Origin of the sequence: Maribacter litoralis (assembly GCF_003075045.1) — a bacterium.
GTDB lineage: Bacteria > Bacteroidota > Bacteroidia > Flavobacteriales > Flavobacteriaceae > Maribacter > Maribacter litoralis.
This window is the reverse complement of record NZ_QCZD01000003.1, coordinates 112,893-134,322: the sequence shown is the minus strand read 5'-3', so window position 1 is coordinate 134,322 and position 21,430 is coordinate 112,893. Positions and strand designations below refer to the sequence as shown.

At 35.7% G+C, this 21,430-nt stretch carries 24 protein-coding genes and 1 tRNA gene; 14 read left to right on the top strand and 11 right to left on the bottom strand.

Annotated features, from left to right (window positions below):
* Window positions 1-6: 6 nt before the first annotated feature.
* Window positions 7-198, bottom strand: a complete 192-nt coding sequence (locus DCS95_RS12065; protein ID WP_159302063.1) for a hypothetical protein — start codon at window positions 196-198, stop codon at window positions 7-9.
* A gap of 142 nt (window positions 199-340) precedes the next feature.
* Window positions 341-1,201 carry a sigma-70 family RNA polymerase sigma factor gene (locus DCS95_RS12060; protein WP_116771052.1) on the bottom strand — a complete coding sequence of 287 codons (861 nt, stop codon included), beginning with the start codon at window positions 1,199-1,201 and terminating at the stop codon, window positions 341-343.
* Window positions 1,202-1,566: 365 nt separating this feature from the next.
* Here DCS95_RS12060 and DCS95_RS12055 point away from each other — a divergent pair, with 365 nt between their 5' ends.
* The 7 genes from DCS95_RS12055 (at window position 1,567) to DCS95_RS12030 (ending at window position 9,693) form a co-directional block, all read left to right on the top strand.
* Window positions 1,567-3,219, top strand: a complete 1,653-nt coding sequence (locus tag DCS95_RS12055; protein ID WP_116771051.1) for a sensor histidine kinase — start codon at window positions 1,567-1,569, stop codon at window positions 3,217-3,219.
* 164 nt (window positions 3,220-3,383) lie between these two features.
* On the top strand, window positions 3,384-5,180 hold the full coding sequence (locus DCS95_RS12050; RefSeq protein WP_116771704.1) for an alpha-amylase family glycosyl hydrolase: 1,797 nt from the start codon (window positions 3,384-3,386) through the stop codon (window positions 5,178-5,180).
* 211 nt (window positions 5,181-5,391) lie between these two features.
* Entirely contained in the window at window positions 5,392-5,892 is a 501-nt protein-coding gene (locus tag DCS95_RS12045; RefSeq protein WP_164674186.1) for a helix-turn-helix domain-containing protein, read from the top strand.
* 36 nt (window positions 5,893-5,928) lie between these two features.
* Window positions 5,929-6,369 (top strand): response regulator, encoded by a 441-nt coding sequence (locus DCS95_RS12040; RefSeq protein WP_116771703.1) that lies wholly within the window; start codon window positions 5,929-5,931, stop codon window positions 6,367-6,369.
* Between the two features lie 131 nt (window positions 6,370-6,500).
* Window positions 6,501-8,429: a PAS domain-containing sensor histidine kinase gene (locus tag DCS95_RS12035; RefSeq protein ID WP_116771049.1), complete on the top strand. Its 1,929-nt coding sequence runs from the start codon at window positions 6,501-6,503 to the stop codon at window positions 8,427-8,429.
* 110 nt (window positions 8,430-8,539) lie between these two features.
* Window positions 8,540-8,713, top strand: coding sequence for a hypothetical protein (locus DCS95_RS20260; protein WP_164674185.1), 174 nt, complete (start codon window positions 8,540-8,542; stop codon window positions 8,711-8,713).
* Complete coding sequence (locus DCS95_RS12030; protein WP_116771048.1) at window positions 8,704-9,693, top strand: helix-turn-helix transcriptional regulator; 990 nt, start codon at window positions 8,704-8,706, stop codon at window positions 9,691-9,693. Before DCS95_RS20260 ends, DCS95_RS12030 begins: the two co-directional genes overlap by 10 nt.
* 248 nt (window positions 9,694-9,941) lie before the next feature.
* On the opposite strand, the gene DCS95_RS12025 is transcribed toward DCS95_RS12030, so the two are convergent.
* The 6 genes from DCS95_RS12025 to DCS95_RS12000 all read right to left on the bottom strand — a co-directional run bounded on the left by DCS95_RS12025 (window position 9,942) and on the right by DCS95_RS12000 (window position 13,170).
* Complete coding sequence (locus DCS95_RS12025; RefSeq protein ID WP_116771047.1) at window positions 9,942-10,385, bottom strand: response regulator; 444 nt, start codon at window positions 10,383-10,385, stop codon at window positions 9,942-9,944.
* 176 nt (window positions 10,386-10,561) lie between these two features.
* Complete coding sequence (locus tag DCS95_RS12020) at window positions 10,562-11,002, bottom strand: response regulator (RefSeq protein ID WP_116771046.1); 441 nt, start codon at window positions 11,000-11,002, stop codon at window positions 10,562-10,564.
* A 14-nt stretch (window positions 11,003-11,016) separates the two neighbouring features.
* On the bottom strand, window positions 11,017-11,874 hold the full coding sequence (locus DCS95_RS12015) for an SDR family oxidoreductase (protein WP_116771045.1): 858 nt from the start codon (window positions 11,872-11,874) through the stop codon (window positions 11,017-11,019).
* A gap of 24 nt (window positions 11,875-11,898) precedes the next feature.
* A complete protein-coding gene (locus tag DCS95_RS12010) occupies window positions 11,899-12,216 on the bottom strand; it encodes a four-helix bundle copper-binding protein (RefSeq protein ID WP_116771044.1) in 318 nt (105 codons plus the stop codon).
* A gap of 176 nt (window positions 12,217-12,392) precedes the next feature.
* Window positions 12,393-12,914 (bottom strand): DUF421 domain-containing protein, encoded by a 522-nt coding sequence (locus DCS95_RS12005; protein WP_116771043.1) that lies wholly within the window; start codon window positions 12,912-12,914, stop codon window positions 12,393-12,395.
* A 1-nt stretch (window position 12,915) separates the two neighbouring features.
* Window positions 12,916-13,170 carry a SemiSWEET family sugar transporter gene (locus DCS95_RS12000; RefSeq protein ID WP_116771042.1) on the bottom strand — a complete coding sequence of 85 codons (255 nt, stop codon included), beginning with the start codon at window positions 13,168-13,170 and terminating at the stop codon, window positions 12,916-12,918.
* 205 nt (window positions 13,171-13,375) lie between these two features.
* On the opposite strand from DCS95_RS12000, the gene DCS95_RS11995 reads away from it, so the two are divergent.
* Both DCS95_RS11995 and DCS95_RS11990 read left to right on the top strand, forming a co-directional pair.
* Window positions 13,376-13,825, top strand: a complete 450-nt coding sequence (locus DCS95_RS11995; protein ID WP_116771041.1) for a hypothetical protein — start codon at window positions 13,376-13,378, stop codon at window positions 13,823-13,825.
* Window positions 13,826-13,857: 32 nt separating this feature from the next.
* Window positions 13,858-14,424, top strand: a complete 567-nt coding sequence (locus DCS95_RS11990; protein ID WP_164674184.1) for a hypothetical protein — start codon at window positions 13,858-13,860, stop codon at window positions 14,422-14,424.
* Window positions 14,425-14,429: 5 nt separating this feature from the next.
* Here DCS95_RS11990 and DCS95_RS11985 read toward each other — a convergent pair whose 3' ends face one another.
* The 3 genes from DCS95_RS11985 to DCS95_RS11975 all read right to left on the bottom strand — a co-directional run bounded on the left by DCS95_RS11985 (window position 14,430) and on the right by DCS95_RS11975 (window position 15,614).
* Window positions 14,430-14,861: a BLUF domain-containing protein gene (locus tag DCS95_RS11985; protein WP_116771040.1), complete on the bottom strand. Its 432-nt coding sequence runs from the start codon at window positions 14,859-14,861 to the stop codon at window positions 14,430-14,432.
* 127 nt (window positions 14,862-14,988) lie between these two features.
* A tRNA-Arg gene (locus DCS95_RS11980) sits at window positions 14,989-15,062 on the bottom strand.
* 105 nt (window positions 15,063-15,167) lie between these two features.
* The gene (locus DCS95_RS11975; protein ID WP_116771039.1) at window positions 15,168-15,614 is read right to left on the bottom strand and encodes a MarR family winged helix-turn-helix transcriptional regulator; all 447 of its coding nucleotides are present in this window, start codon (window positions 15,612-15,614) and stop codon (window positions 15,168-15,170) included.
* Window positions 15,615-15,734: 120 nt separating this feature from the next.
* On the opposite strand from DCS95_RS11975, the gene DCS95_RS11970 reads away from it, so the two are divergent.
* The 5 genes from DCS95_RS11970 (at window position 15,735) to DCS95_RS11950 (ending at window position 21,430) form a co-directional block, all read left to right on the top strand.
* Window positions 15,735-16,841, top strand: coding sequence for a pyridoxal phosphate-dependent aminotransferase (locus DCS95_RS11970; RefSeq protein ID WP_116771038.1), 1,107 nt, complete (start codon window positions 15,735-15,737; stop codon window positions 16,839-16,841).
* 64 nt (window positions 16,842-16,905) lie between these two features.
* On the top strand, window positions 16,906-18,036 hold the full coding sequence (gene hppD / locus DCS95_RS11965) for a 4-hydroxyphenylpyruvate dioxygenase (RefSeq protein ID WP_116771037.1): 1,131 nt from the start codon (window positions 16,906-16,908) through the stop codon (window positions 18,034-18,036).
* Window positions 18,037-18,111: 75 nt separating this feature from the next.
* On the top strand, window positions 18,112-19,272 hold the full coding sequence (locus tag DCS95_RS11960) for a homogentisate 1,2-dioxygenase (protein ID WP_116771036.1): 1,161 nt from the start codon (window positions 18,112-18,114) through the stop codon (window positions 19,270-19,272).
* A gap of 21 nt (window positions 19,273-19,293) precedes the next feature.
* The gene (gene fahA, locus DCS95_RS11955) at window positions 19,294-20,520 is read left to right on the top strand and encodes a fumarylacetoacetase (protein ID WP_116771035.1); all 1,227 of its coding nucleotides are present in this window, start codon (window positions 19,294-19,296) and stop codon (window positions 20,518-20,520) included.
* Between the two features lie 19 nt (window positions 20,521-20,539).
* Window positions 20,540-21,430 (top strand): flavin reductase family protein, encoded by an 891-nt coding sequence (locus DCS95_RS11950; protein ID WP_116771034.1) that lies wholly within the window; start codon window positions 20,540-20,542, stop codon window positions 21,428-21,430.

Here is a 21,430-nt window from a genome sequence, read left to right as displayed (position 1 = left end):
TTGAAATTATATAAATAGCATTTTCTCAATAGCGTTATTCTTACGCCCTTGATAAATTTGTTTGTACGTATGTATTGTTTTTACTGGTATTCCCATAAAGTACTTGGTGATCGATGTTACTTTCGATTTCATTAGTCCCGTACGGGTTCGGTATAATTCTTTGATATTGCTTTCTCTTTTAATGTAGATTAATTTCATGTAGTAATTTTTTTTATATAGTAACATAGCATATGCATCGCCAATTACAAATTAGCGATGTTAAGCTTGTGTTATACTATTTTTAACGGGTGTTAATAATAGGTTGTATATGAGTTTATTAGCTGTTTTTTTTAGCTGTAGATTATAGATAGGCTCGTAATACCTCGGTATTGGATGCCCGGCGTAAAGATTTAATGCCTTTATCTTTAATTTGGCGTACTCGCTCTCTAGTGACATCAAAAACTTCGCCTATTTCAACCAAACTCATTGGAGGTTGATTGCCAAGACCAAAAAATAAGCGCAAAACATCGCCCTGTCTTTCAGGAATTTTATTCAATACTTGGTTGATATCGGTTTCTAAAGATTCGGCCATAACTTCCTTATCCGGTTTGTCTAAAGTGTTAGACGCTATAACATTATATAGGTTAGAAGATTCGCCTTCTTTAAAAGGGGCGTCTAATGAAATGGATTTGCCCGAGTTTTTCATGGAATTTTTCACCTTTGAAACACTCATGTCCAATTCTTTTGCAATTTCTGCGGCACTTGGTGATCTTTCGTTTTCTTGCTCTAAAGTTGAATATACCTGATAGATTTTTGAATTGACCGCAATTTTGTTCTGAGGTATGCGAATCATACGCGATTTTTTAGAAAGCGCTTGTAAAATAGATTGGCGGATCCACCATACGGCGTAAGAGATGAACTTAAAACCTCTGGTTTCGTCAAAACGTTTTGCTGCTTTAACCAGTCCTAAATTTCCTTCGTTAATAAGGTCGGTAAGGCGTAGTCCTCTATTTTGGTATTGTTTGGCTGCAGATACTACGAATCTAAGATTCGCACTTACCAATTTATCCAATGCCTTTTGATCACCCTCACGAATTTTACGTGCCAATTCTACTTCCTCGTCAGCAGTGATCAAATCGATCTTGCTGATTTCCTGAAAATATTTTTCTAATGATTTGGCATCTCGGTTCGTAATTTGTTTTGTGATCTTTAATTGTCGCATAGAATACTTTTGGGTTAAAGGGTAACATAGTAAAATTCAGTTAAAATGCAAGAATTTGACACGTTTTATGATTTATTTGACTATTTTGAAGGGTTTTTTACTTGTTTTTGAGTAAAAATCGGCATTTTTTAAATCGTTCAATTTTGTGTTTGTGAACAAGAATTGAATGATTCCTTTCCTTTTCTAAATACTACTGCGATTTTTTTTAAAGAGCAATTCTATTTTATTGAGTTAAAACTATTCTCTAATTATTATTTAATTTGTAGATACGGGTTTTAATAAACTATTCTAATTAGTTTTTTTAAAATAAAGTTTAGAAATAGCTTGTGAACCCTTAATTTAGAATCTTCAACTTTACAATCCTTATGAACAAAAAATTCCATTTTCTTGATGATGGTGGCGAGATGGGCAGGTTAATGCGAGAAAAAGATTGGTCTTTGACACCATTAGGTGAGCCAGATGGTTGGCCTCAAAGTTTAAGGACTACCGTTAATATTATATTGAATTCTCCATTCCCAATGTTTCTATTTTGGGGAAAGACATTAAAAAGTTTTTATAATGATGCTTATCGACCAATTCTAGGTAATGATGGCAAGCACCCAAAAATACTTGGACTAAACGGTAAACAGGCTTGGGCTGAAATTTGGGAAGAAATAGAGCCAATGCTCAAGGTGGTGACCGAAAAAGGCGAGTCTATTTGGCGAGAGAACTTATTGATTCCCATATATAGGAATGGTAGGATTGAAGATGTCTATTGGACGTTTAGTTACAGTCCTGTTAAAAATGAAGATGGTGGTGTTTCTGGGGTTTTGGTTGTCGTAACCGATACTACAGAGGCAGTATTGTCTGAAAGGAGATTAAAGGAAAGTGAGAGAAGATTCAGGGAACTTGCAAATTTATCACCGGTATGGATCTGGATAACCGATAAGGATATCAATGTTGAATATGCCAATCGTGCACTATTAGATTATATAGGTTTTCAAAAAGAGGAAGATTTTACAGGTCATGTTTGGAAACAGGTTGTACATGCAGATGATATTGATGTCGTTAGTGCGGGATTTGCAAATGCAGCAGAAAAGCAATCTGAATTTGCATTGGAGTATCGTGTTAAAAATGCCGCTACTGGAAAATTTGAATGGTTTAAGGTACTTGGTGTACCTAAATTTGAAGAGGGCGAAATGGTTGGTTTTATAGGAACCGGAACAAATATTGATAAGCAGAAATCGTTTGCCGATCATATGAAAAAGGAGGTAAATCTTCGAACCAAAGAGTTAGCGAACAGTAATACGAAGCTAGAGGCTATGAATAAAGAGTTGCAATCTTTTGCCTATATCTCTAGTCATGATCTTCAAGAACCGCTACGTAAAATTCAAATGTTTTCCGAAATTCTGTTAGATAAGGAATATGATAAGCTATCAGATTCTGGTAAGGTAAAGTTTGAGAAAATACAATCGGCGGCCAATAGAATGCAGTCGCTTATTAATGATTTGTTGTCATATTCCAGAACAGATACCGAAGAGAGGGTTTTTGAGGTCATCGATTTACAAAATTTGGTTGACGACGTTAAAGGTGATTTAAGTGAAGAGCTTAAGAAGAAAGACGGTAAAATTACATTGCAACAATCACGTGAACTAGAAGTGGTGCCTTTTCAATTCCGTCAACTGATGTATAATCTCTTATCTAATGCCGTAAAGTATTCCAGAAGCGATGTTCCGCCAGTAGTGACTATTGAAACGGAAATAATTACCAATGCAAAAACTTTTGATAGTAGCTTGATCAATAAAAAAGAATATGTGAAAATTACCATTACCGATAACGGTATCGGATTTGAGGAGCATTTTTCAAAAAAAATATTTGAGGTTTTCCAGCGATTACACACAAAGCAGGAATATGTTGGTACCGGTATAGGTTTGGCAATCGTAAAAAAGATCGTAAAAAATCACTCTGGGTTTATAAGTGCTACTGGAGAGCTGAACAAAGGCTCGGTATTTACCGTAATTATTCCTAAGGAAAAATAAAATAGGCTTACTTTTTAAAAGTTTAATATCGATTGGTTTTTCGGTAAACTTTAGAATACCAGTACGTTAGAGGTGTTCGTGTAAAATTCTAAATAAATTTTATTGGGTTAAAGCATATCCTTTTCAGGTTAGCACTAGTGGGTATTGCCATCTATTTTTGGCATATGAATACTACTATAACAAAATCGGCAGGTATGGGTGCTATTGTAAGTGATGGCACCGTAACCTTTAGAGTATGGGCGCCTAATGCAGAAAAGGTCTTTGTGGCAGGGAGCTTTAACAACTGGTCAGAAAGTGAAATTCCTCTTGAGTTAGAAGAAAATGGTTATTGGTCTGTAGAAACCGATATGGCATCACCAGGTGATGAATACAAATATTTTATTGAACATGAAGGCAGTCTTTTGCCTAGAAATGATCCTTACGCTTTTGAGGTAACCAATAGTAATGGGAATTCCGTTATACGAACATTAGATTTTGATTGGGATGATGATGATTTTAAAATGCCCAGTTGGAATCAATTGGTAATATATGAGTTGCATGTAGGTACTTTTAATAGGTCTTCGCCAGAGGCCGTTGGTACTTTCGATGATGTAATTGAAAAGCTGGATTACTTAAAAAATTTAGGTATTAACTGTATTGAATTATTGCCGGTTGCTGAATTCGCTGGTGGTATATCGTGGGGGTACAATCCAGCTCATCCCTTTGCAATTGAACAAGATTATGGTGGTCCCGAAGCATTTGCCAAACTGGTGAACCTGGCTCATAAGAAAGGTATAGCGGTAATAATGGATGTGGTGTATAATCACTTCGGTCCGTCAGATGTTGATCTGTGGCAGTTTGATGGCTGGAGCGAAAATGATAAAGGCGGAATTTATTTTTACAATGACCATAGAAGTGATACCCCTTGGGGCGATACCAGACCCGATTATGGTAGGGAAGAAGTACGACAGTATTTGCGTGATAATGCGCTGATGTGGATAGAAAAATATCATTGTGACGGATTGCGGATGGATGCCACTTCTTACATTCGCTTTGAAGGTGGCGGTATGGGGTATGATACCGAAATAGAAGAAGGGAATATTCTAATGAGAGACATCAATATGGAGCTTAGGGAGAAGTACCCACATGTGTTAACCATTGCGGAAGATCTTAAGGGAGATAGCCGGGTTACCGATGCTGTTGAACATAATGGTTTATTGTACGGTTCTCAATGGGATATGAATTTTGTGCATCCAGTAAGGGAGGTTATTGAAGATACGCATGATGACGGTAGGGATTTAGAAAAAATTGTAGGTGCTCTAAGTTATATGTACAGTAACGATGCCTTTAGCCGCGTAGTGTACACAGAATCTCATGATGAAGTGGCAAATGGAAAAGCAAGAGTGCCGGAAGAAATACAACCTGGAGATGCAGAGAGCGATTTTGCTAAAAAAAGAGCCATTTTAGGGATGGTTTTAACATTAACTGCGCCAGGCATACCAATGCTTTTTCAAGGGCAAGAGTTTATTGAAGATGAATATTTTAAAGATACCGAAGGCTTAGACTGGAATAAGGAAAAAAAGCATAGTGGTATTGAAACGCTAATAAGTGATATCATTAAATTAAGAACAGGTGAAATTTCGGGCGGTAAAGGTTTAAGAAGCCAGCAAATAGAATTTCTGCATGTTAATAATAATACCAAGATATTAGCATACAAACGTTTTGATGTCAACGATAATACAGAGCCGGTATTGGTCATTCTTAATTTTAGTAATCAGGCATATGAAGATTATGGAATTGGTTTAAACGAGAACGAACCTTTTACCTTAAAAATTAATGCAGCCAGCGATATCTATGATGATGCATTTTCAAATATGGAGGTGACCGATATGGAAATTAAAGATAAAACGACAGATGCAAAGCAGTTAACAGGCAAAATGAGCATACCTGCATATACCGCATTAATTTATACAAAAGCTTAACGGCAGGGCTGTTATTCATTACTAATGCACCGAAAAAATGAAATCTTTACCTTACAATTATAATTAATTGGTAAAATGGCTCAATAGTGGTCAATATTTATTGTATTTTGTTATGTTAAATTTTATTTAAGTAATATTTTTACATCTTAAAATGTTGCAAATTAATTGTAGTCTTTAAATGGAATATAGTTTCATAGTCGACCCTGAAAAAATGGTTAGTGAAGTATTTCGAAGAACAATGGTTGCAGCGGGAGTTGATTTTGAAATTTTGAAAGATGGTACTATTAAGCTTCCTGAAGATTTAAGCAAAGTAAAGCTTGAGTCTATATCAAAAGAGCTTAAAGACTTTGGAGTAAAAATCCAAACAAACGACAATAAGGATCTCGTTGAGGAAATAAAGATATATATAAAGAAAATGGTGTATGATGGTAATATTAGAAATGTAAAAATATCAGAATTACTTTCTAATAAATTGGGTTTTAGTTATCCATATCTATCAAATCTGTTTTCTAGTAAAACATTTACCTCAATTGAGAATTTTTATATCTTAGTGCGCATTGAAAAAGTGAAGGAGTTAGTACTTTTAGAAAATGCAAGTTTAAGCGAAATTGCTCATGACTTGAATTTTAGCAGTGTACCTCATTTATCGAATCAGTTTAAAAAAGTAACGGGCTTGACGATAACCCAATACTTGAAGTTTAGAAAAAAGTAAGAAGAACGGTTCTTCTCTAGAAACATGAAAAGTGAAATGGATAAATTAAAGATACTCCTAGTAGACGACGACGAAGACGACAGACAGTTTTTTGCAGATGCGTTAGAAGGGATAGAGCTTAATACAGATTTACATCAATTGGAAAATGGTAAAAGCTGTATGGAGTTTTTGCTAAGTGATGAAAAAAACACTCCAGACTTGGTGTTTTTAGATTTGAACATGCCTATTATGAATGGGTTTGAGTGTTTAGAGGCCATTAGAAACACACCACATCTAAAAGATTTGTTGGTTGCTATTTACTCCACTTCTTCCGCAGAAAGAGATATTGAAGAAACTTTTGAAAAAGGGGCAAATATTTATATTAAAAAACCTTCAAGTTTTAGTGAACTTAAAAAGTCATTGAAACAGGTAGTTAAAATGAATTGGGCATATCACCTAAACGATTTTAAAAAGGAAAATTTCTTATTGAAAATATAGGTTTTCAATGTACTTTATATAAAAAAGTTGCTTCGTTAGGAGCAACTTTTTTTGTTTTAGCACTATTCAAATCGTAATATAAACCCTTACTTCGCAATGCCTTAACCCTAGGGTGGTAAAAGTATAAAATAATGATAGACAGCGCAGCAGGTAGTTTTTTTGAGAAAATTGTTGATAATTGCAACGTTGCTATGCTGTTTGTGGTTCAAGAAATTGATCCTTCTTCAAAAAATAAAGAATACCTAGTTAAATATGCCAATAAGAAAGCGCATGCCTTTTTTTCTGGTTCTATAAAAAATATTAAGAATATAACCTTAAGTCAACTAGCTAATTGTGATCAATTGCTGGTTGTGGCGAACAAGGTTTTTGCTACGCATGAAAAGGAGAGTTTTATAATTCCTGGAAAGGAGAATGAAAACCTAGACCATCAAGTTGAGGTAAGTTCGTTAAATGCAGGTTTATTGGTCACTGTAACAGAAATAAAGCAGGAGTATATAAAGGATAAAGAATCTAAGTTACCAATTGGTGATGCAAAATCTAGATTGCGCGAACTGGAGATTTCGAGTCTTTTTGGTATTAGGGTGTTAGATAGCAATGACAGTATTATTTGCTATTTAAAACCAATATTTAATGACCAAGAGGAAATTATTGATTTTCATATAGACTATATGAATAATCGAATGGATGAAATTACCAATGAAGAAGCTAGCAAAATAGTTGGAATGACCGTTTTGGAATACTACCCAAAGAACGCAGACAACGGAGTATTGGAAATATTGGTAGAATGCTATAATACTGGCGAAAATAAAGAGTATACCAAAGAATTCGTTTTTAATGATGAGCCGTATTGGTTAAGTACACGTGCCGTAAAAATGAATGAGGGCGTAATCTTGTTCTCGAAAGATGTTACCCAAGAGAAAAGATATGAGAACGAATTGTTCATTCAAAATAGATTACTTTCTGAAGCAGAACATGTAGCTCATATCGGAAGTTTTAGATGGAATTTAGCAAAAGAACAAATAAAGTATTCTGATAATGTTTATAGACTGTTCGGTTATGAGCCGAATGAGTTCGATGACAAGTATGATCGTTTGTTATCCTTTCTTCATCCAAATGATATAGAAAAGGTAAAATTTAGCTTTAAAGAAGCCAAGAGGCTGAAGACAAAATCTGATCTTGTGTTTAGGGTGTATACCAAGTCTAACGAGCTTAGGTATATGAATACCATTGGCGAGTGTTATCAAAAAGAAGGTAATTGGTACATGGTTGGCGTTATTAGGGATGTTACCAATCAAATAGAATCAGAATCGATACTTCAAATTAAAAATGCCGAATTAAAGCGAACCAATGCCGATTTAGAAGCTTTTAACAGAGTTGCAAGTCACGATTTACAAGAACCCTTACGTAAGATTCAAATGTTCGTTAGTCGCTTAGATGAGGAAGAAGCGGGTCGATTAAATAAACGTTCGCAAGGATATTTGGATAAGATTAAATACTCATCCGATAGAATGCGCAATTTAATAAGTAATCTGTTGTCGTACTCTAAAATTGATGAGGTCAATGAGCAACCCAAACGTGTAGATCTTAATGATGTTTTAAATAATATTTTAGATGACCTTGGTGAACGCATAAGTGAATTGGACGCTAAAATAGATGCAGAAAACTTACCAGTGGTTAACGGTATCCAATTTCAATTGGAACAACTATTCTCTAACCTTATCGGCAATTCCTTAAAGTACGTGCATGAAGGTGTGCAACCACATATAAAAATCATCAGCAGTATAATTAGTGGTAAAAATGCCAATGTAAAAAGTCTGCTACCAAGCATAAACTATGTGAAATTACAGTTTATAGATAATGGTATCGGATTTGATAAAAAGTATCAAGAGAAAATTTTCGAGATTTTTCAACGCCTACATGGTAAAACCGAATTTACCGGTACGGGTTTAGGACTGTCCATTTGTAAAAAAATAGTGCAATCTCATAATGGAGTCATACACGCTGAGGGTGAAATCAATAAAGGGGCAGAGTTTACCGTTTATCTTCCTACATTGCTCTAAATGTCTTCCATTAGTTACATAAACCCCTCTTTCTTAAAATTGTGTAACAGCTTCTAAAAATCATGTAACAGATTTACCCTTCATTGGCTGCATCTTTGTAACAACAAGAAATGCAAGTCCCTATGAATAATTTTCAATATGCTAGAGTAGGTAACGTAAGACGAAAAAGTTCTTATGACCAAACGTCAAATGTAAAAGGTAGCACTCCTGGTTCATCAGATGCTTTTGAGGCACAAGAGGCTGCATTAAATAATAACCTTCAAAATAATATATCATGCAAATAGTTCATAATCAATTAAGTTATTTCAATAATGTTTTAGGCGGAAGTATTTCTAGCTTTCAAGGCGATCGTATACTTCAGTATGATAATGATAAAGGAACCGGTAGAATACAAACTGTTTCTTTAGGATCTGGAATATCTTACAGCGAATATGATATGGACTTGAACCAAGATTTCAATTTCGATTTAAAACTAGATCAAAATCGTAGTTTATATTTTATTTACTGTTTAGAAGGTAACTTTAGATTTACAAAAGGTAAGGAGTCTCAGAAAGTAGAGGCATTACAAACTGTTGTAGTAGGTGGGTCTAATGAAACGATCAATATAAAATTAAGAGAGGCTACCAAGTCTAACTTATCTATAATTAAGGTAACCCAAGATGGTGATGCACCAAACAATAACAATCAAAAGTTATACGAGCAATTGTTCGCTACGTTCCTTAGTGAAGATGGAAATGCACACATAGGTACATTTAACTTAAAGATTAAAGAACAACTTTTGCAGATAAGAGCTATTACCCAAGTAGGTTTGGTGAGAAAGCTTCTTATTGAGGGTATCGTAAACTTTACCCTGGCTTTAGAGATTTTACATTGCAAGGAAGATATGGAGAACGAAGGTCAAGTTTCGACCATGTTGACCAAAAAAGAACTTCTGAGAATAGAAGAGGCGGTAAATGCAATAAAGAGAAAACCTGAATACCCCTATACGGTAACCGATTTAAGTAAGGAATATGGTCTATCTCCAACGAAGCTTCAAGAAGGTTTTAAAGTAATGGAGGGTACTACGGTAACAAACTTTATTAGAAATGAACGTTTAATTCTAGCTGAAGAACTAATTAAGACTTCTGATATGAATATTTCTGAAATAGTATATTCTATAGGCTTTACCAGTAGAAGCTATTTTTCTAAAATATTTAGAAATAAGTACAACTGTACACCAAAAACATACCTAATGAACATTAGAAATATGTCTATTTCAGCATAAGAAAAAATATATGAAAAAGATGAAGCCAGCTCAATTGAGCTGGCTTTTTTAGTTTTATTGATGGCGATTTAGTAATTTTTAATGTTGCTCACAAAGAGATAAGTATACCCATATTATAAAGGGAATAAAGACCTAATTAGGGTCAGTATTAAGATGTATCGATTTTCTGTAGCTACTAAATTAGTCTAAATGGATATTGAGGATGCGTAGTAGAAGGGAAGGTTAAAAGGCTGTAGTAGGGTACTTTTTTAAATGGAGATAACAAATTCTTTGTCTATAATATTTCCGTCAGCATTATTTACATAACGAAGACATTTGTGTAAAAGCGTTTTTAATTGATTGTACGAAGACGGTTTTTGTAAATATAACGATGCACCCATTTCATTAAGTCTGTCTATTTCTTTTGGGTGATAAGAAGTAGAATATATAATTACAGGTGTATTTATATACTGTTCCAGGTCTCTTATGTCTGCTAAACACTCAAAACCATCCATCATTGGCATTTTTAAATCCAAGAATATAACATCTGGTTGCTCTGCCGTATTAGAAAGTAACTCGGCCATTAAATCTACACCATTGTTAAACTCCGATATTTTGGTCTGTATCGGTATCTCGCGCAAAGCGTCGGAGAAGAAAGTTCTATCGTCGCTGTCATCATCTGCGAGAAAGACATTTAAAATTGGTTTGCTCATGTTCAAATATTAATTTGTACGCTAATATTATCTGGTTTGTAGTCTAATAATAGGTGAAACTTCAACAGCAAGGTAGTTATTGCCATACCCATGCAATAATGCGATTGATTTTAAAAATAGCTCAATACCTAAATATTGAATTAACCTTTAGAGCACAAAACGCAACTAAATAACTGTTATTCTACGTAGTTTATTATTGCAGTACCGCCCAAAGTGTTGTTTTTAATAGATTCAATTGTTCTTTTTAATGCATAAGTCAATGTTTTAAAAGAATTGGGCTTATGAAGATATCTATTGGCGCCATTTTCAAATAAATTTGAAATACGGTCAATATTATATTCATTGGAGAATATAACTACGGGAATATCATCAAAAGCTTCAATGCTTCTAATTTTAGCCAATGTCTGCTCTCCATTTAATTTAGGCATAAAGAGATCTAGAATAATAACATTGGGGCTATCGCTACTTGTATGCAATGCTTCCATTAAATCGATACCATTTAAGAACATGGTAACCTTTAAATTACCACCGATATTTGCTATTGCCTCTCTAAATATTTGTTGATCTTCTAGATCATCTTCAGCCATAAATAAATGAAACTCATCGTCTTCCTTCATCGTCAAAAAATTAATTAACCACCAATGACTTCACCACCGTTTACATGAAGTACTTGACCGGTCATGTAACTACTGTCTTCACTTGCCAAATAAACGTAAGCGGGTGCAACCTCTGCAGGTTGGCCTGCTCTTCCTAACGGTACGTCCTTTCCAAAATTCTCCAACTTTTCACCATCGAAAGTAGCGGGAATTAAAGGGGTCCATATTGGTCCGGGTGCTACGGCATTTACACGAATACCCTTCTCTGCAAGTGATTTTGATAAGCTTCTGGTAAATGAAACAATGGCTCCTTTGGTACTGGCATAGTCAATAAGGTGTTCTGAACCTCTATATGCAGTAACAGACGTAGTATTGATGATAGTGTCTCCAGCTTTTAAATGCTTCATTGCAGCCTTTACAATGTAGAAATAAGGGTATATGTTGGTTTCAAAAGTAGTATGAAGATTTTCTATTTTAATATCTTCAATATGTTCCGTTGGAAACTGCATAGCTGCGTTATTGATAACACAGTTTAAAGAACCAAAATTAGAGATGGTTTTATCTATGGCCTCTTTACAAAACTGTTCATTTTTTACATCTCCTTGTAGTAAAAGACACTGGCCACCTTCATTTTCAATTTCAATTTTTGTCTGTAGTGCATCTTTCTCTTCGTTCAAATAGATGATAGCTACTAGCGCGCCCTCTCTGGCAAAATGCACGGCAATACTTTTGCCGATGCCACTATCGCCACCGGTTAGCAAAACAACTTTGTTTTTAAGTTTATCACTGCCTTTATAGCTGTCACGTATGGTAACCGGTTCCGGATTCATGTTAAACTCCTTTCCTGGTTGTGTTTTTTGCTCTTGATTTTTATCTATAGTTATATTTTCCATGTTCTTCGTTTTAATAATTACTGATTACGCTGCAAGCTTTCTGCATTCTTCGGCACATGCCAAACAAGATTCTGCACATTTTTTGCAATGTTCATGTTCGTGTTGTTGGCATTGTTCTGCACACCATTCGCAAATTTCAGCGCAAAGTGCTGCCTGTTTTGAGATAAAGGGACTATCTGCTATCAATAATTTTATAGTATTTAAACAAGCGTCAACACATTGAATGCAACAATTTGGGCAATCGTTCATACTTTCTAACTGAGCCATATTGACAACGCAGTTTTGACAATCGACAAAACATTTTTGACAGGCATCTAAACAACTTTGATATTTTGAATTCATAATTTTAAATTTTTAGGGTGAAAAATTTCCTTATCCTGAAATTAAAGTTTGAACTCAGAATTGTTTTGCTCTTTTCATTAGAAGTTGTGCGTTATAACTATGAGAGAAATAATGGTATTAAAATAGCACATAAAAAAGCTGTAAGATGAATTGATGGCTGATAAATAGTAAGTTAATTATGATCTTTTTACATCTTTCATTATCCATAAATCTAAAGGAGAATCATCTTTTTTATGTAGAACAGATATATTACCGGTTGTTTCAAAAACTACTGCTTTTATCTGACTAAGTTCTGTAACATTTGCTTCTCTCAATTTTGATCTTAGGTCGCCCTCGGTTACTCTTGCCTTTCTTAAGTTAGATGAGATAATTTCCTCCCCATCCATTAACAGTAATGGTGAGTTGTCTACAATTTTTTGCACCGATTTATTTCTTCGCGCTAATGCAACGCTTATCTGTAAAAGATATACTATGCCTAAACCAACGATGCCTTCGATCATTTTTACCGTAGATGATAGTATGGTACTAGCAACGATAGACCCTACGGCTACGGTCATGGCAAAATCAAAACTCGACATTTTTGAAAAACTTCGTTTGCCCACAATGCGGGTAAATAGGATTACTGCTATGTAAATTCCAAACGCGCTGACCGAGATCAGCATTACGGTTTCCCATGAAGTTTTGAATAGTTCTTTCATATCACTTTTTTCTAAATTTAATAATGAGTATGAGCATGGTTATGTTTAAGATGGTAGAAATACCGTTGGTAATAATAATGGGAATATCTTGTTTCATTGCACCGTAAACAGTCCATAGCGAAACGCCTATGGTAAGTACCAAAAACATTTTTGGGGAAACGTCATCTACTTTTTTTGTTTTCCATGCTCTAAAAATTTGTGGCACAGCGGCAATGGTCGTAAAAATTCCTGCTAAAATTCCAATAATTTCTTCCATCAGTCTGATCGGTTTTTTTAGACGTTAGATTTTTATATCATTGGTATTTCTACATGTCGTCTTTCACACCAATGAATTTAAGGGGGTTCGGTTTTAAAAAGTAATCCATTAAAAACTATTCTTTGTTCAATACATTTTAGATAGATTTCGAAGCCAAAAATTTATTTAATTTTCTATATCCTAACGATTTAAATAATATTCAGATATGGAGATTTTGGCGATATTTTTCTCTGGCATTTTGGGTACCGCCATAATGACCGCGTTCAGCCATGTTGTAGAATCAGTTACCGGTCATAAGTTTAATGAAGCTCATTTGTTAAACGGACTCATATCAAATTTGAAGTCCGTTAATTCAAGTATCGGGGATAACCATTACCTCGGGTGGATTATTCATTTTGCCATAGGCATTTGTATGGCAGCTATACTGTATTGCTATTATGTTTATATAGCTGGCGATATTTGGGTTTGGACAGGTTTGTTCTTAGGTTTCATTTTGGGAATAATAGGTGTTGCAGGATGGTCAATAATGATCAGTCTTCATAAGGATCCGCCAAAAATAAATTGGACATATTTCTTTTTGCAATTGATCATTGCACATATGATTTTTGGTATTACCGTTACCTGGGTGTTTGTACGGTTTGTAATGCCATTTTAGAATTTTACAAGTAATTAATTTGTATTAGATAGATGAACATTAAAGTATCGGGGTATACAAAACGAGCAATTATTGGGGGGTTAATTTCATTGGCTTTTATTGGTTTAGGTACCTTAATGCTCGGTAATTTAAGTGGCTATGAAGCTAAGGTCTTGATAAAATCTAGCTTAACAGGGTTGAACACACTGTGTAATACCATTGTGTTGGCATCAGCAACAATTTTGGCATTGATGTTGACTTTGCTGGGTGTTAGTTCGGGTACAAATTCAAAGTTGAAGAACGATCATTATATGCACATAATGCAAATAGCAAAGCTAGATACTGCAATTTTTATAGCTTCCTTACTGTTCTTTTTGGTTTTTAATTTACCGGTTACTGAAAGTGAAAATATACCTTCAAGCTATTTTGATGCCATTTATTACATTACGATCGCAGTAAGTGCCATATTAAGCTCGGCATTAATAGTGGTGGTATTAATGTTATATAACACCATTATCAATATTATTAAGATAATCGGTTTAGGTAGAACAGATCATCCGTTAATTAAGGACAGTGATGATGATAAGAGTGATGAAGAAAATGAAAATTCAGAGGGCTAAATAAATTACTTAGGTGGCTCGGCTATCATTGTTTTTGTCTTTATCCAAAAATGTTTGGCCGTTAAATTGGTGGGCTCAATAAGATCGGAAAGTAGTATTAGGTTTCTTTTAAACTGTTCAAGTTCATATTTATTTGGGTGTTCATCATCCATCGGGTAGTATGCCATACCCCAATTAGGGAAAGTTCTGTTTGCAATCTCATCCTCAGAAAATAAAGTAACTTTTTTATGGCGTGGATCTTCGACTATTCTATCGTAAAGCTCTTGTACTTTCTTTTTATCACCTTCCAATAGTTGTACAAATTTTCCTTTATAATAAATAAGGCAGCCGGTAATGTTTTCACTTTTGTTATGGGTTCGTGCTTTTTCAAGCAAAGACTCCATTTCTGCACTGGTTAAGGTTTTAACGGCTGTAGATTCGTAAGTGAGTGTATACATAGTGGTTTGATGATGGTCTTGGTATCTCAAAAGTAGTAAAAAGCTTAAGATTAATAGACTAACATAATATTAGAATTATTCGAATAAATAAAAGGTACAAAAAAGCCCCTAAAAAGGGGCTTCAGAGTGATCGCAGGAGGATTCGAACCTCCGACCGTCTGCTTAGAAGGCAGATGCTCTATCCAGCTGAGCTATGCGACCGACACCATTTTTTTCAAATGTGGGTGCAAACTTAGTGATTTTTATAGACTGGTAAAACCAAAATCAATAAAAAATTAATTATTTCTTCAATTGGTTTAAATATGGCTATGAACGACCTTCGTATTGGTCAAAATTTTCCCATAATTGATCAAGAACTTTATAAAAGATTTCAAACTCTTCTTCGGTGATTCCTAGGGTACTAACTTTCCTTAAGTCAAGAATAAATGGCATTACCTGCTTAATAAGAGCAGAACCTTCTTCTGTGATCACCAGTTTATATCTTTTCTGATCATCCCTAAATCTAGACTTTCTTAGTAACCCTTTTTTGCATAATCCGCTAATGACCCTAGATGTTGTAGCCCTATTTCTAAAATTAGATTTGGCAATATCTGCCTGTGAGGCATCTTTACCTTGTAGATGTACACGTTGTAAAATTACCCACTGCTCAATGGTTAGGTCAATGTTATTTTCTGCAAAAACCTGTAAAAATGTACTCTGTACTTTTTTTAAAGTACGATCAATATATACACCAAAGCCCTCCGTCCTGTCCATAATCTCAAAGTTATTCTTCCAAAAATACAGGAGTTTATCGTTAAAATTGTTGTTAATGCAACAATATACAAAATATTTTGTATTTTTACTTTGTCCAAACAAGGTATAAAGCAGAAGAATATGCAACTAGGTTTCAAGAAATATATATTAGAAGACAGCACCTATAAAGGTGGTGGTAAGAAAATTGTAATGCCAGATGGTATTACGGTGCACAAGCTTTCATCTAATGAGAATCCGTTAGGGTATTCACCAAAGGTAAAAGAGGCATTGTCTAATGCACTTGAAGATTTAAGCCTATATCCAGATAATACGGATATTAGGTTGCGAGAAGCTTTGGTAAAAGATTTTGCCGGAGCTTTAGTTGCAGATAACTTTATAACTGCAAACAGTGGTTCTGAGATTATTGATATGATTTCAAAGGCATTTTTAAGCGAAAATGATGAGGTAATCGTTAGTCAGCCATGTTTTCTTCCCTATACCGCTTTTACCCGTTGGATGGGCGCCAAGGCAATCAATGTGCCAATGACTGAGAATTATGACTATAATTTAGATGGAATTCTAGCAGCTATAACAAATAGAACAAAGTTGGTATTTCTTGCGTCACCTAATAATCCGTCAGGGAATTATATTCCAATGGCAGATTTAAGAAGCTTTATTGAAAAATTACCGGCACATGTAGTATTGGTATTAGATGAGGTGTACAGACATTTTGCAGAAGCAGAAGATTACACATCAGGATTACCCTTTGTGGTAGAAGGTAAAAATGTTATAGCTATCAATAGTTTTTCAAAAACTTATGGTTTGGCAGGTTTACGAGTAGGGTATTGCTATGCACCGTTAGAAATAAGTAATTATATGCGTAAAATCTGTAAGCCCTTTTTACTGTCCACTCCCGCTTTGGAAGGTGCCATTGCCGCATTGGAAGATGTAGGTTTTGTAAACAAGACCGTAGCATTGGTAAAGGAGGAAAGAAGGTTTGTTTTGAACGGACTTGATGCTTTACAAATCAAATACTGGCCTACCCAGGGTAATTTTGTACTAATAGATCCGCCTATTAATGATATGGAGTTTACTACATTCTTAGAGCAGCGTGGTATTATGGTTCGCCCGGTAGGCAATTTTGGAGCTCCGGGAAAAGTTAGAATTTCATTTGGAGTAAGAGAAGCGAACAAAGCACTTTTAGCAGCGTTGGAAGTAATGATGAAATCGCAAACGACCACAGCTTAAAAAATTTTAATACATATGTTGCAGAAGCAACAATAAACGAAATAAAAATATAAAACCCAGAACTATGTCAACAGCAACAGTAAAACAAAACGATCACAAAGAGGCACAAGATTTTATGCCTATTAACGGTACCGATTATTTAGAACTTTATGTAAGTAATTCTAAACAAGCGGCACATTATTATAAAACGGCATTTGGTTTTAAATCTTTGGCATATAAAGGTCTTGAAACCGGTAGTAGAGATTTTGAATCTTATGTGGTAGAACAAGATAAGATCAGGTTGGTATTGACCTCTCCGCTTAAAAGTGGAACCGATGTAGGTAGACATATAGATAAGCATGGCGATGGTGTTAAGGTAACTGCCCTTTGGGTAGATGACGCTACATATGCCTATGAAGAGGCTATGAAAAGAGGTGCTAAAAGTTATATGGAGCCTAAGACGGAAGAAGACGAACACGGTAAAGTAGTAAGTTCGGGTATTTATTCTTACGGTGAGGTAGTTCACATTTTTGTGGAGCGTAAAGATTACAGTGGTACATTTTTACCAGGATACCAAAAATGGGAAAGCGATTATAAACCAACTTCTACAGGATTAAAATTCGTAGATCACATGGTAGGTAATGTCAACGAAGGTAAAATGAACTATTGGGTAGATTTCTACGCAAATGTTATGGGCTTCAAGCAAATAATGTCTTTTGATGATAAGGATATTTCTACGGATTATACCGCGCTAATGAGTAAGGTGATGAGTAACGGTAATGGTCGAATCAAGTTTCCGATTAACGAGCCGGCACCTGGTATGAAAAAATCTCAAGTAGATGAATATTTGGAGTTTTACGAAGGAGAAGGAGTTCAACATATTGCGGTGGCTACGGATGATATCGTAAAAACGGTTTCTGATCTAAAAAGTAGAGGGGTTGAGTTCTTGACCATACCTACAACATATTATGATGTATTGACCGAAAGAGTGGGAGAGATAGACGAAGATATTGAGTCTTTGAGAAAACTGGGTATTTTAGTAGATCGTGATGATGAAGGATATTTATTGCAGATTTTCACCAAAACGGTACAGGCAAGACCAACGATGTTCTTTGAAATCATTCAACGAAAAGGAGCAACTTCTTTTGGAAAAGGAAATTTCAAAGCATTGTTTGAAGCTATTGAGCGTGAGCAAGAATTAAGAGGGACGTTATAAGTTCAACAGATTTCTTGACAAGCACAGAATAGCTTAATTTTAATAAAATAGTAGTAACTAGCAAAACGAACGTATATGCCTATTTATCATAAGCAGGGAGCGTTGCCACCTAAACGGCATACGCAGTTTAGAAAGCCAAACGGAGAATTGTATTCAGAGCAATTGTTCGGTACCATTGGCTTTGATGGTATGTCCTCTTTACTATATCATCATAACAGACCAACTATGGTCAAAGAGATAGTTAAGAGTACAGACGTTTCTCCTAAAATTGCTTTGGAGAAGAATATACGTTCGTTGAAACTAGTGAGTTTTAACGCTTCGCCGCAAGATGATTTTTTGGAATCAAGAGAGCCACTTTTGGTCAATAGCGATATCATTATTGGGGTAGCCGCACCAAGAAAATCGTTGCGTGAGTATTTCTATAAGAATACCGATGCCGATGAAATGTTGTTCATTCATAAAGGCTCTGGTACCTTAAGAACTATTTTTGGACAGATTCCTTTTGAATATGGCGATTATCTGATAATTCCCAGGGGTACAATTTATCAAATAGATTTTGATAGTGAAGACAATCGCATTTTGTATGCGGAATCGTACTCGCCTATCTATACTCCAAAGAGATATCGTAATTGGTTTGGTCAGCTATTGGAGCATTCCCCATTCTGTGAACGCGATTATAAATTGCCGCAGAATTTGGAAACCTTTACAGATACTGATGAGCACTTGATAAAAGTAAAAAAGCAAGGGGTCATGCATGAAATGGTGTATGTTGGGCATCCTTTTGATGTTGTTGGTTGGGATGGTTATAATTTCCCATACGGATTCTCTATTCACAATTTTGAACCCATAACCGGTAGAATTCACCAACCGCCACCAGTGCATCAGACTTTTGAGACGAATGCCTTTGTCATTTGTTCTTTTGTACCAAGATTGTACGATTATCATCCGCAGTCCATACCGGCACCATACAATCATTCTAACATAGATTCTGATGAAATGCTGTATTATGTTGACGGCGATTTTATGAGTAGAAACGGAGTGCAGCCAGGTAATATTTCTTTGCATCCCGCAGGCATACCCCACGGTCCGCACCCAGGAGCGGCAGAACGTAGCATAGGTCAAAAAGGTTCGGAAGAACGTGCTGTTATGATTGATACTTTCAAGCCTTTAATGGTTACTGAAAATGCCCTAAAATTAGACGATGGAGACTATTATAAATCGTGGTTGGATAAATAAAGAAAAAAACATTTGACAACATTGACTACATGGGTCTCAGTACCTCAAAATTCGGATTTTTCTATCTATAACCTTCCTTTTGGAATCTTCTCTTTAAATACAGATGAACCAAGAGCAGGTATTGCTATTGGAGAACAGATTGTTGATTTGGCAGCAGTGTCAGAATTGGGTTTGTTAGACGTAGATGCTACTTTTTTTACGCGGAAAACGTTAAATGAGTTCATTGCCCTAGGAAAGAAAACCACCAACAAAGTTCGGTTAGATATTCAGAAGCTATTGGTAATAGAGAATTCTCCGTTAAAGAATCACCCAGAAGTTTTTGTGTTGCAGAAAGATGCCCAAATGCATTTACCAGTACATGTAGGCGATTATACAGATTTCTATTCTAGTATAGAACACGCTACCAATGTGGGTAAAATGTTTCGTGATCCAGAAAATGCTTTGTTGCCCAATTGGCGACATATTCCTGTTGGTTATCATGGGCGTGCATCCTCAATTGTGGTGAGTGGCACGGATATTTACAGACCTATGGGGCAGGTTAAGACCAATGAAATGGAAGCACCTGTTTTTCAGGCATCCAATCGTTTGGATTTTGAATTGGAAATGGGGTTCGTAGTAGGCAAATCTACACAGCTTGGTGAGCGAATATCAGTTGAGAATGCAGCGGAACATATTTTTGGTCTGGTATTGTTCAATGACTGGTCTGCCCGCGATATACAGAAATGGGAGTATGTGCCTTTAGGTCCGTTTTTAGGAAAAAGCTTTGCATCTTCCATGTCACCCTGGATTGTAACCTTAGAAGCCTTAGAGCCATTTAAGGTTCCAGGTCCGGAGCAAGAACCGGCAGTACTTTCTTATTTAGAAGTTGAAGGAAAGCATAATTATGATATTCAGTTAGAAGTAAGCATGGCATCGCAAGCATCGGAAGAAACCATAATTAGTCGCTCAAACTTTAAATACATGTATTGGAATATGATGCAGCAATTAGCACACCATACCGTAAATGGGTGTAATGTAAATGTTGGCGATGTCATGGCATCGGGCACCATATCGGGGAAAGATGAAAGCTCTTATGGATCATTGCTAGAGATTTCTTGGGGCGGTAAAAAGCCATTTCACTTAAAAGACGGAAGTAAGCGTACTTTTATAGAAGATCATGATACCATAACCTTAAAGGGCTTTGCAGAAAAAGAAGGCCTAAGGGTTGGTTTTGGTGAAGTAACCGGCACTATATTGCCCAGTAAATAATTAAGAATAATAGAGCACAATGTCACAACACGAAGAAATAAACACCATAGATCCCGCAAATATTTCACAACAAGAATTACACGGTTATTTACTGTCTGCCGTTGCGCCAAGACCTATTTGCTTTGCCAGCACAATTGATAAAGACGGCAATGTAAATTTGAGTCCGTTTAGTTATTTTAATTTGTTCAGCGTTAATCCACCGATCATGATTTTTTCACCATCTAGAAGAGGTCGTGATAATACCACCAAGCATACCTTGGAGAATGTATTGGAGGTTAAAGAAACGGTAATCAATATCGTGAATTATGACATGGTAGAGCAAATGTCGTTATCCAGTACCGAATATGGTGACGGGGTAAATGAGTTTGTAAAAGCAGGTTTAACGCAAGTGCCAAGTGATAAGGTAGCCCCACCAAGAGTAGGAGAAGCACCCGTGGCTTTTGAGTGTGTTGTAGATCAAGTAATAGCATTGGGTGACGGACCGGGAGCAGGTAATTTAGTCCTTGCCAAAGTGGTACAGATTCATGTAAAAAAAGCGTTTCTAGATGCGGAAGGGAAACTGGATACCCCCAAGTTAGATTTAGTTGCCCGTATGGGGGGTAATTGGTATTGCAGGGCTAATGGCGATGCTTTGTTTGAAATTCCTAAACCTATACGAACCAAAGGTATTGGTGTAGATATGTTACCGGAAGCCGTGCGTAATAGTACCGTTTTAACAGGTAATAATTTAGGGCGATTAGGAAATTTAGAACAATTACCTACCAAAGAAGCAATCGTTATCATTGCTGAAAATGCAGAGGTAAAATCCATATTGAACAGAGGTGAAGATAGTACGGCATTGCATAAACTAGCGCAACAGTGGTTGGCAGAAGGTAAAACGGAGGATGCTTTGGCGTTGTTGCATTTGTAG

Bases quoted from the DNA above. Each gene is read 5' to 3' on its own strand.
- DCS95_RS12065 (WP_159302063.1), bottom strand. From the start codon at position 198: ATGAAATTAATCTACATTAAAAGAGAAAGCAATATCAAAGAATTATAC.
- DCS95_RS12060 (WP_116771052.1), bottom strand. From the start codon at position 1,201: ATGCGACAATTAAAGATCACAAAACAAATTACGAACCGAGATGCCAAA.
- DCS95_RS12055 (WP_116771051.1), top strand. From the start codon at position 1,567: ATGAACAAAAAATTCCATTTTCTTGATGATGGTGGCGAGATGGGCAGG.
- DCS95_RS12050 (WP_116771704.1), top strand. From the start codon at position 3,384: ATGAATACTACTATAACAAAATCGGCAGGTATGGGTGCTATTGTAAGT.
- DCS95_RS12045 (WP_164674186.1), top strand. From the start codon at position 5,392: ATGGTTAGTGAAGTATTTCGAAGAACAATGGTTGCAGCGGGAGTTGAT.
- DCS95_RS12040 (WP_116771703.1), top strand. From the start codon at position 5,929: ATGGATAAATTAAAGATACTCCTAGTAGACGACGACGAAGACGACAGA.
- DCS95_RS12035 (WP_116771049.1), top strand. From the start codon at position 6,501: ATGATAGACAGCGCAGCAGGTAGTTTTTTTGAGAAAATTGTTGATAAT.
- DCS95_RS20260 (WP_164674185.1), top strand. From the start codon at position 8,540: ATGCAAGTCCCTATGAATAATTTTCAATATGCTAGAGTAGGTAACGTA.
- DCS95_RS12030 (WP_116771048.1), top strand. From the start codon at position 8,704: ATGCAAATAGTTCATAATCAATTAAGTTATTTCAATAATGTTTTAGGC.
- DCS95_RS12025 (WP_116771047.1), bottom strand. From the start codon at position 10,385: ATGAGCAAACCAATTTTAAATGTCTTTCTCGCAGATGATGACAGCGAC.
- DCS95_RS12020 (WP_116771046.1), bottom strand. From the start codon at position 11,002: ATGAAGGAAGACGATGAGTTTCATTTATTTATGGCTGAAGATGATCTA.
- DCS95_RS12015 (WP_116771045.1), bottom strand. From the start codon at position 11,874: ATGGAAAATATAACTATAGATAAAAATCAAGAGCAAAAAACACAACCA.
- DCS95_RS12010 (WP_116771044.1), bottom strand. From the start codon at position 12,216: ATGAATTCAAAATATCAAAGTTGTTTAGATGCCTGTCAAAAATGTTTT.
- DCS95_RS12005 (WP_116771043.1), bottom strand. From the start codon at position 12,914: ATGAAAGAACTATTCAAAACTTCATGGGAAACCGTAATGCTGATCTCG.
- DCS95_RS12000 (WP_116771042.1), bottom strand. From the start codon at position 13,170: ATGGAAGAAATTATTGGAATTTTAGCAGGAATTTTTACGACCATTGCC.
- DCS95_RS11995 (WP_116771041.1), top strand. From the start codon at position 13,376: ATGGAGATTTTGGCGATATTTTTCTCTGGCATTTTGGGTACCGCCATA.
- DCS95_RS11990 (WP_164674184.1), top strand. From the start codon at position 13,858: ATGAACATTAAAGTATCGGGGTATACAAAACGAGCAATTATTGGGGGG.
- DCS95_RS11985 (WP_116771040.1), bottom strand. From the start codon at position 14,861: ATGTATACACTCACTTACGAATCTACAGCCGTTAAAACCTTAACCAGT.
- DCS95_RS11975 (WP_116771039.1), bottom strand. From the start codon at position 15,614: ATGGACAGGACGGAGGGCTTTGGTGTATATATTGATCGTACTTTAAAA.
- DCS95_RS11970 (WP_116771038.1), top strand. From the start codon at position 15,735: ATGCAACTAGGTTTCAAGAAATATATATTAGAAGACAGCACCTATAAA.
- hppD (WP_116771037.1), top strand. From the start codon at position 16,906: ATGTCAACAGCAACAGTAAAACAAAACGATCACAAAGAGGCACAAGAT.
- DCS95_RS11960 (WP_116771036.1), top strand. From the start codon at position 18,112: ATGCCTATTTATCATAAGCAGGGAGCGTTGCCACCTAAACGGCATACG.
- DCS95_RS11950 (WP_116771034.1), top strand. From the start codon at position 20,540: ATGTCACAACACGAAGAAATAAACACCATAGATCCCGCAAATATTTCA.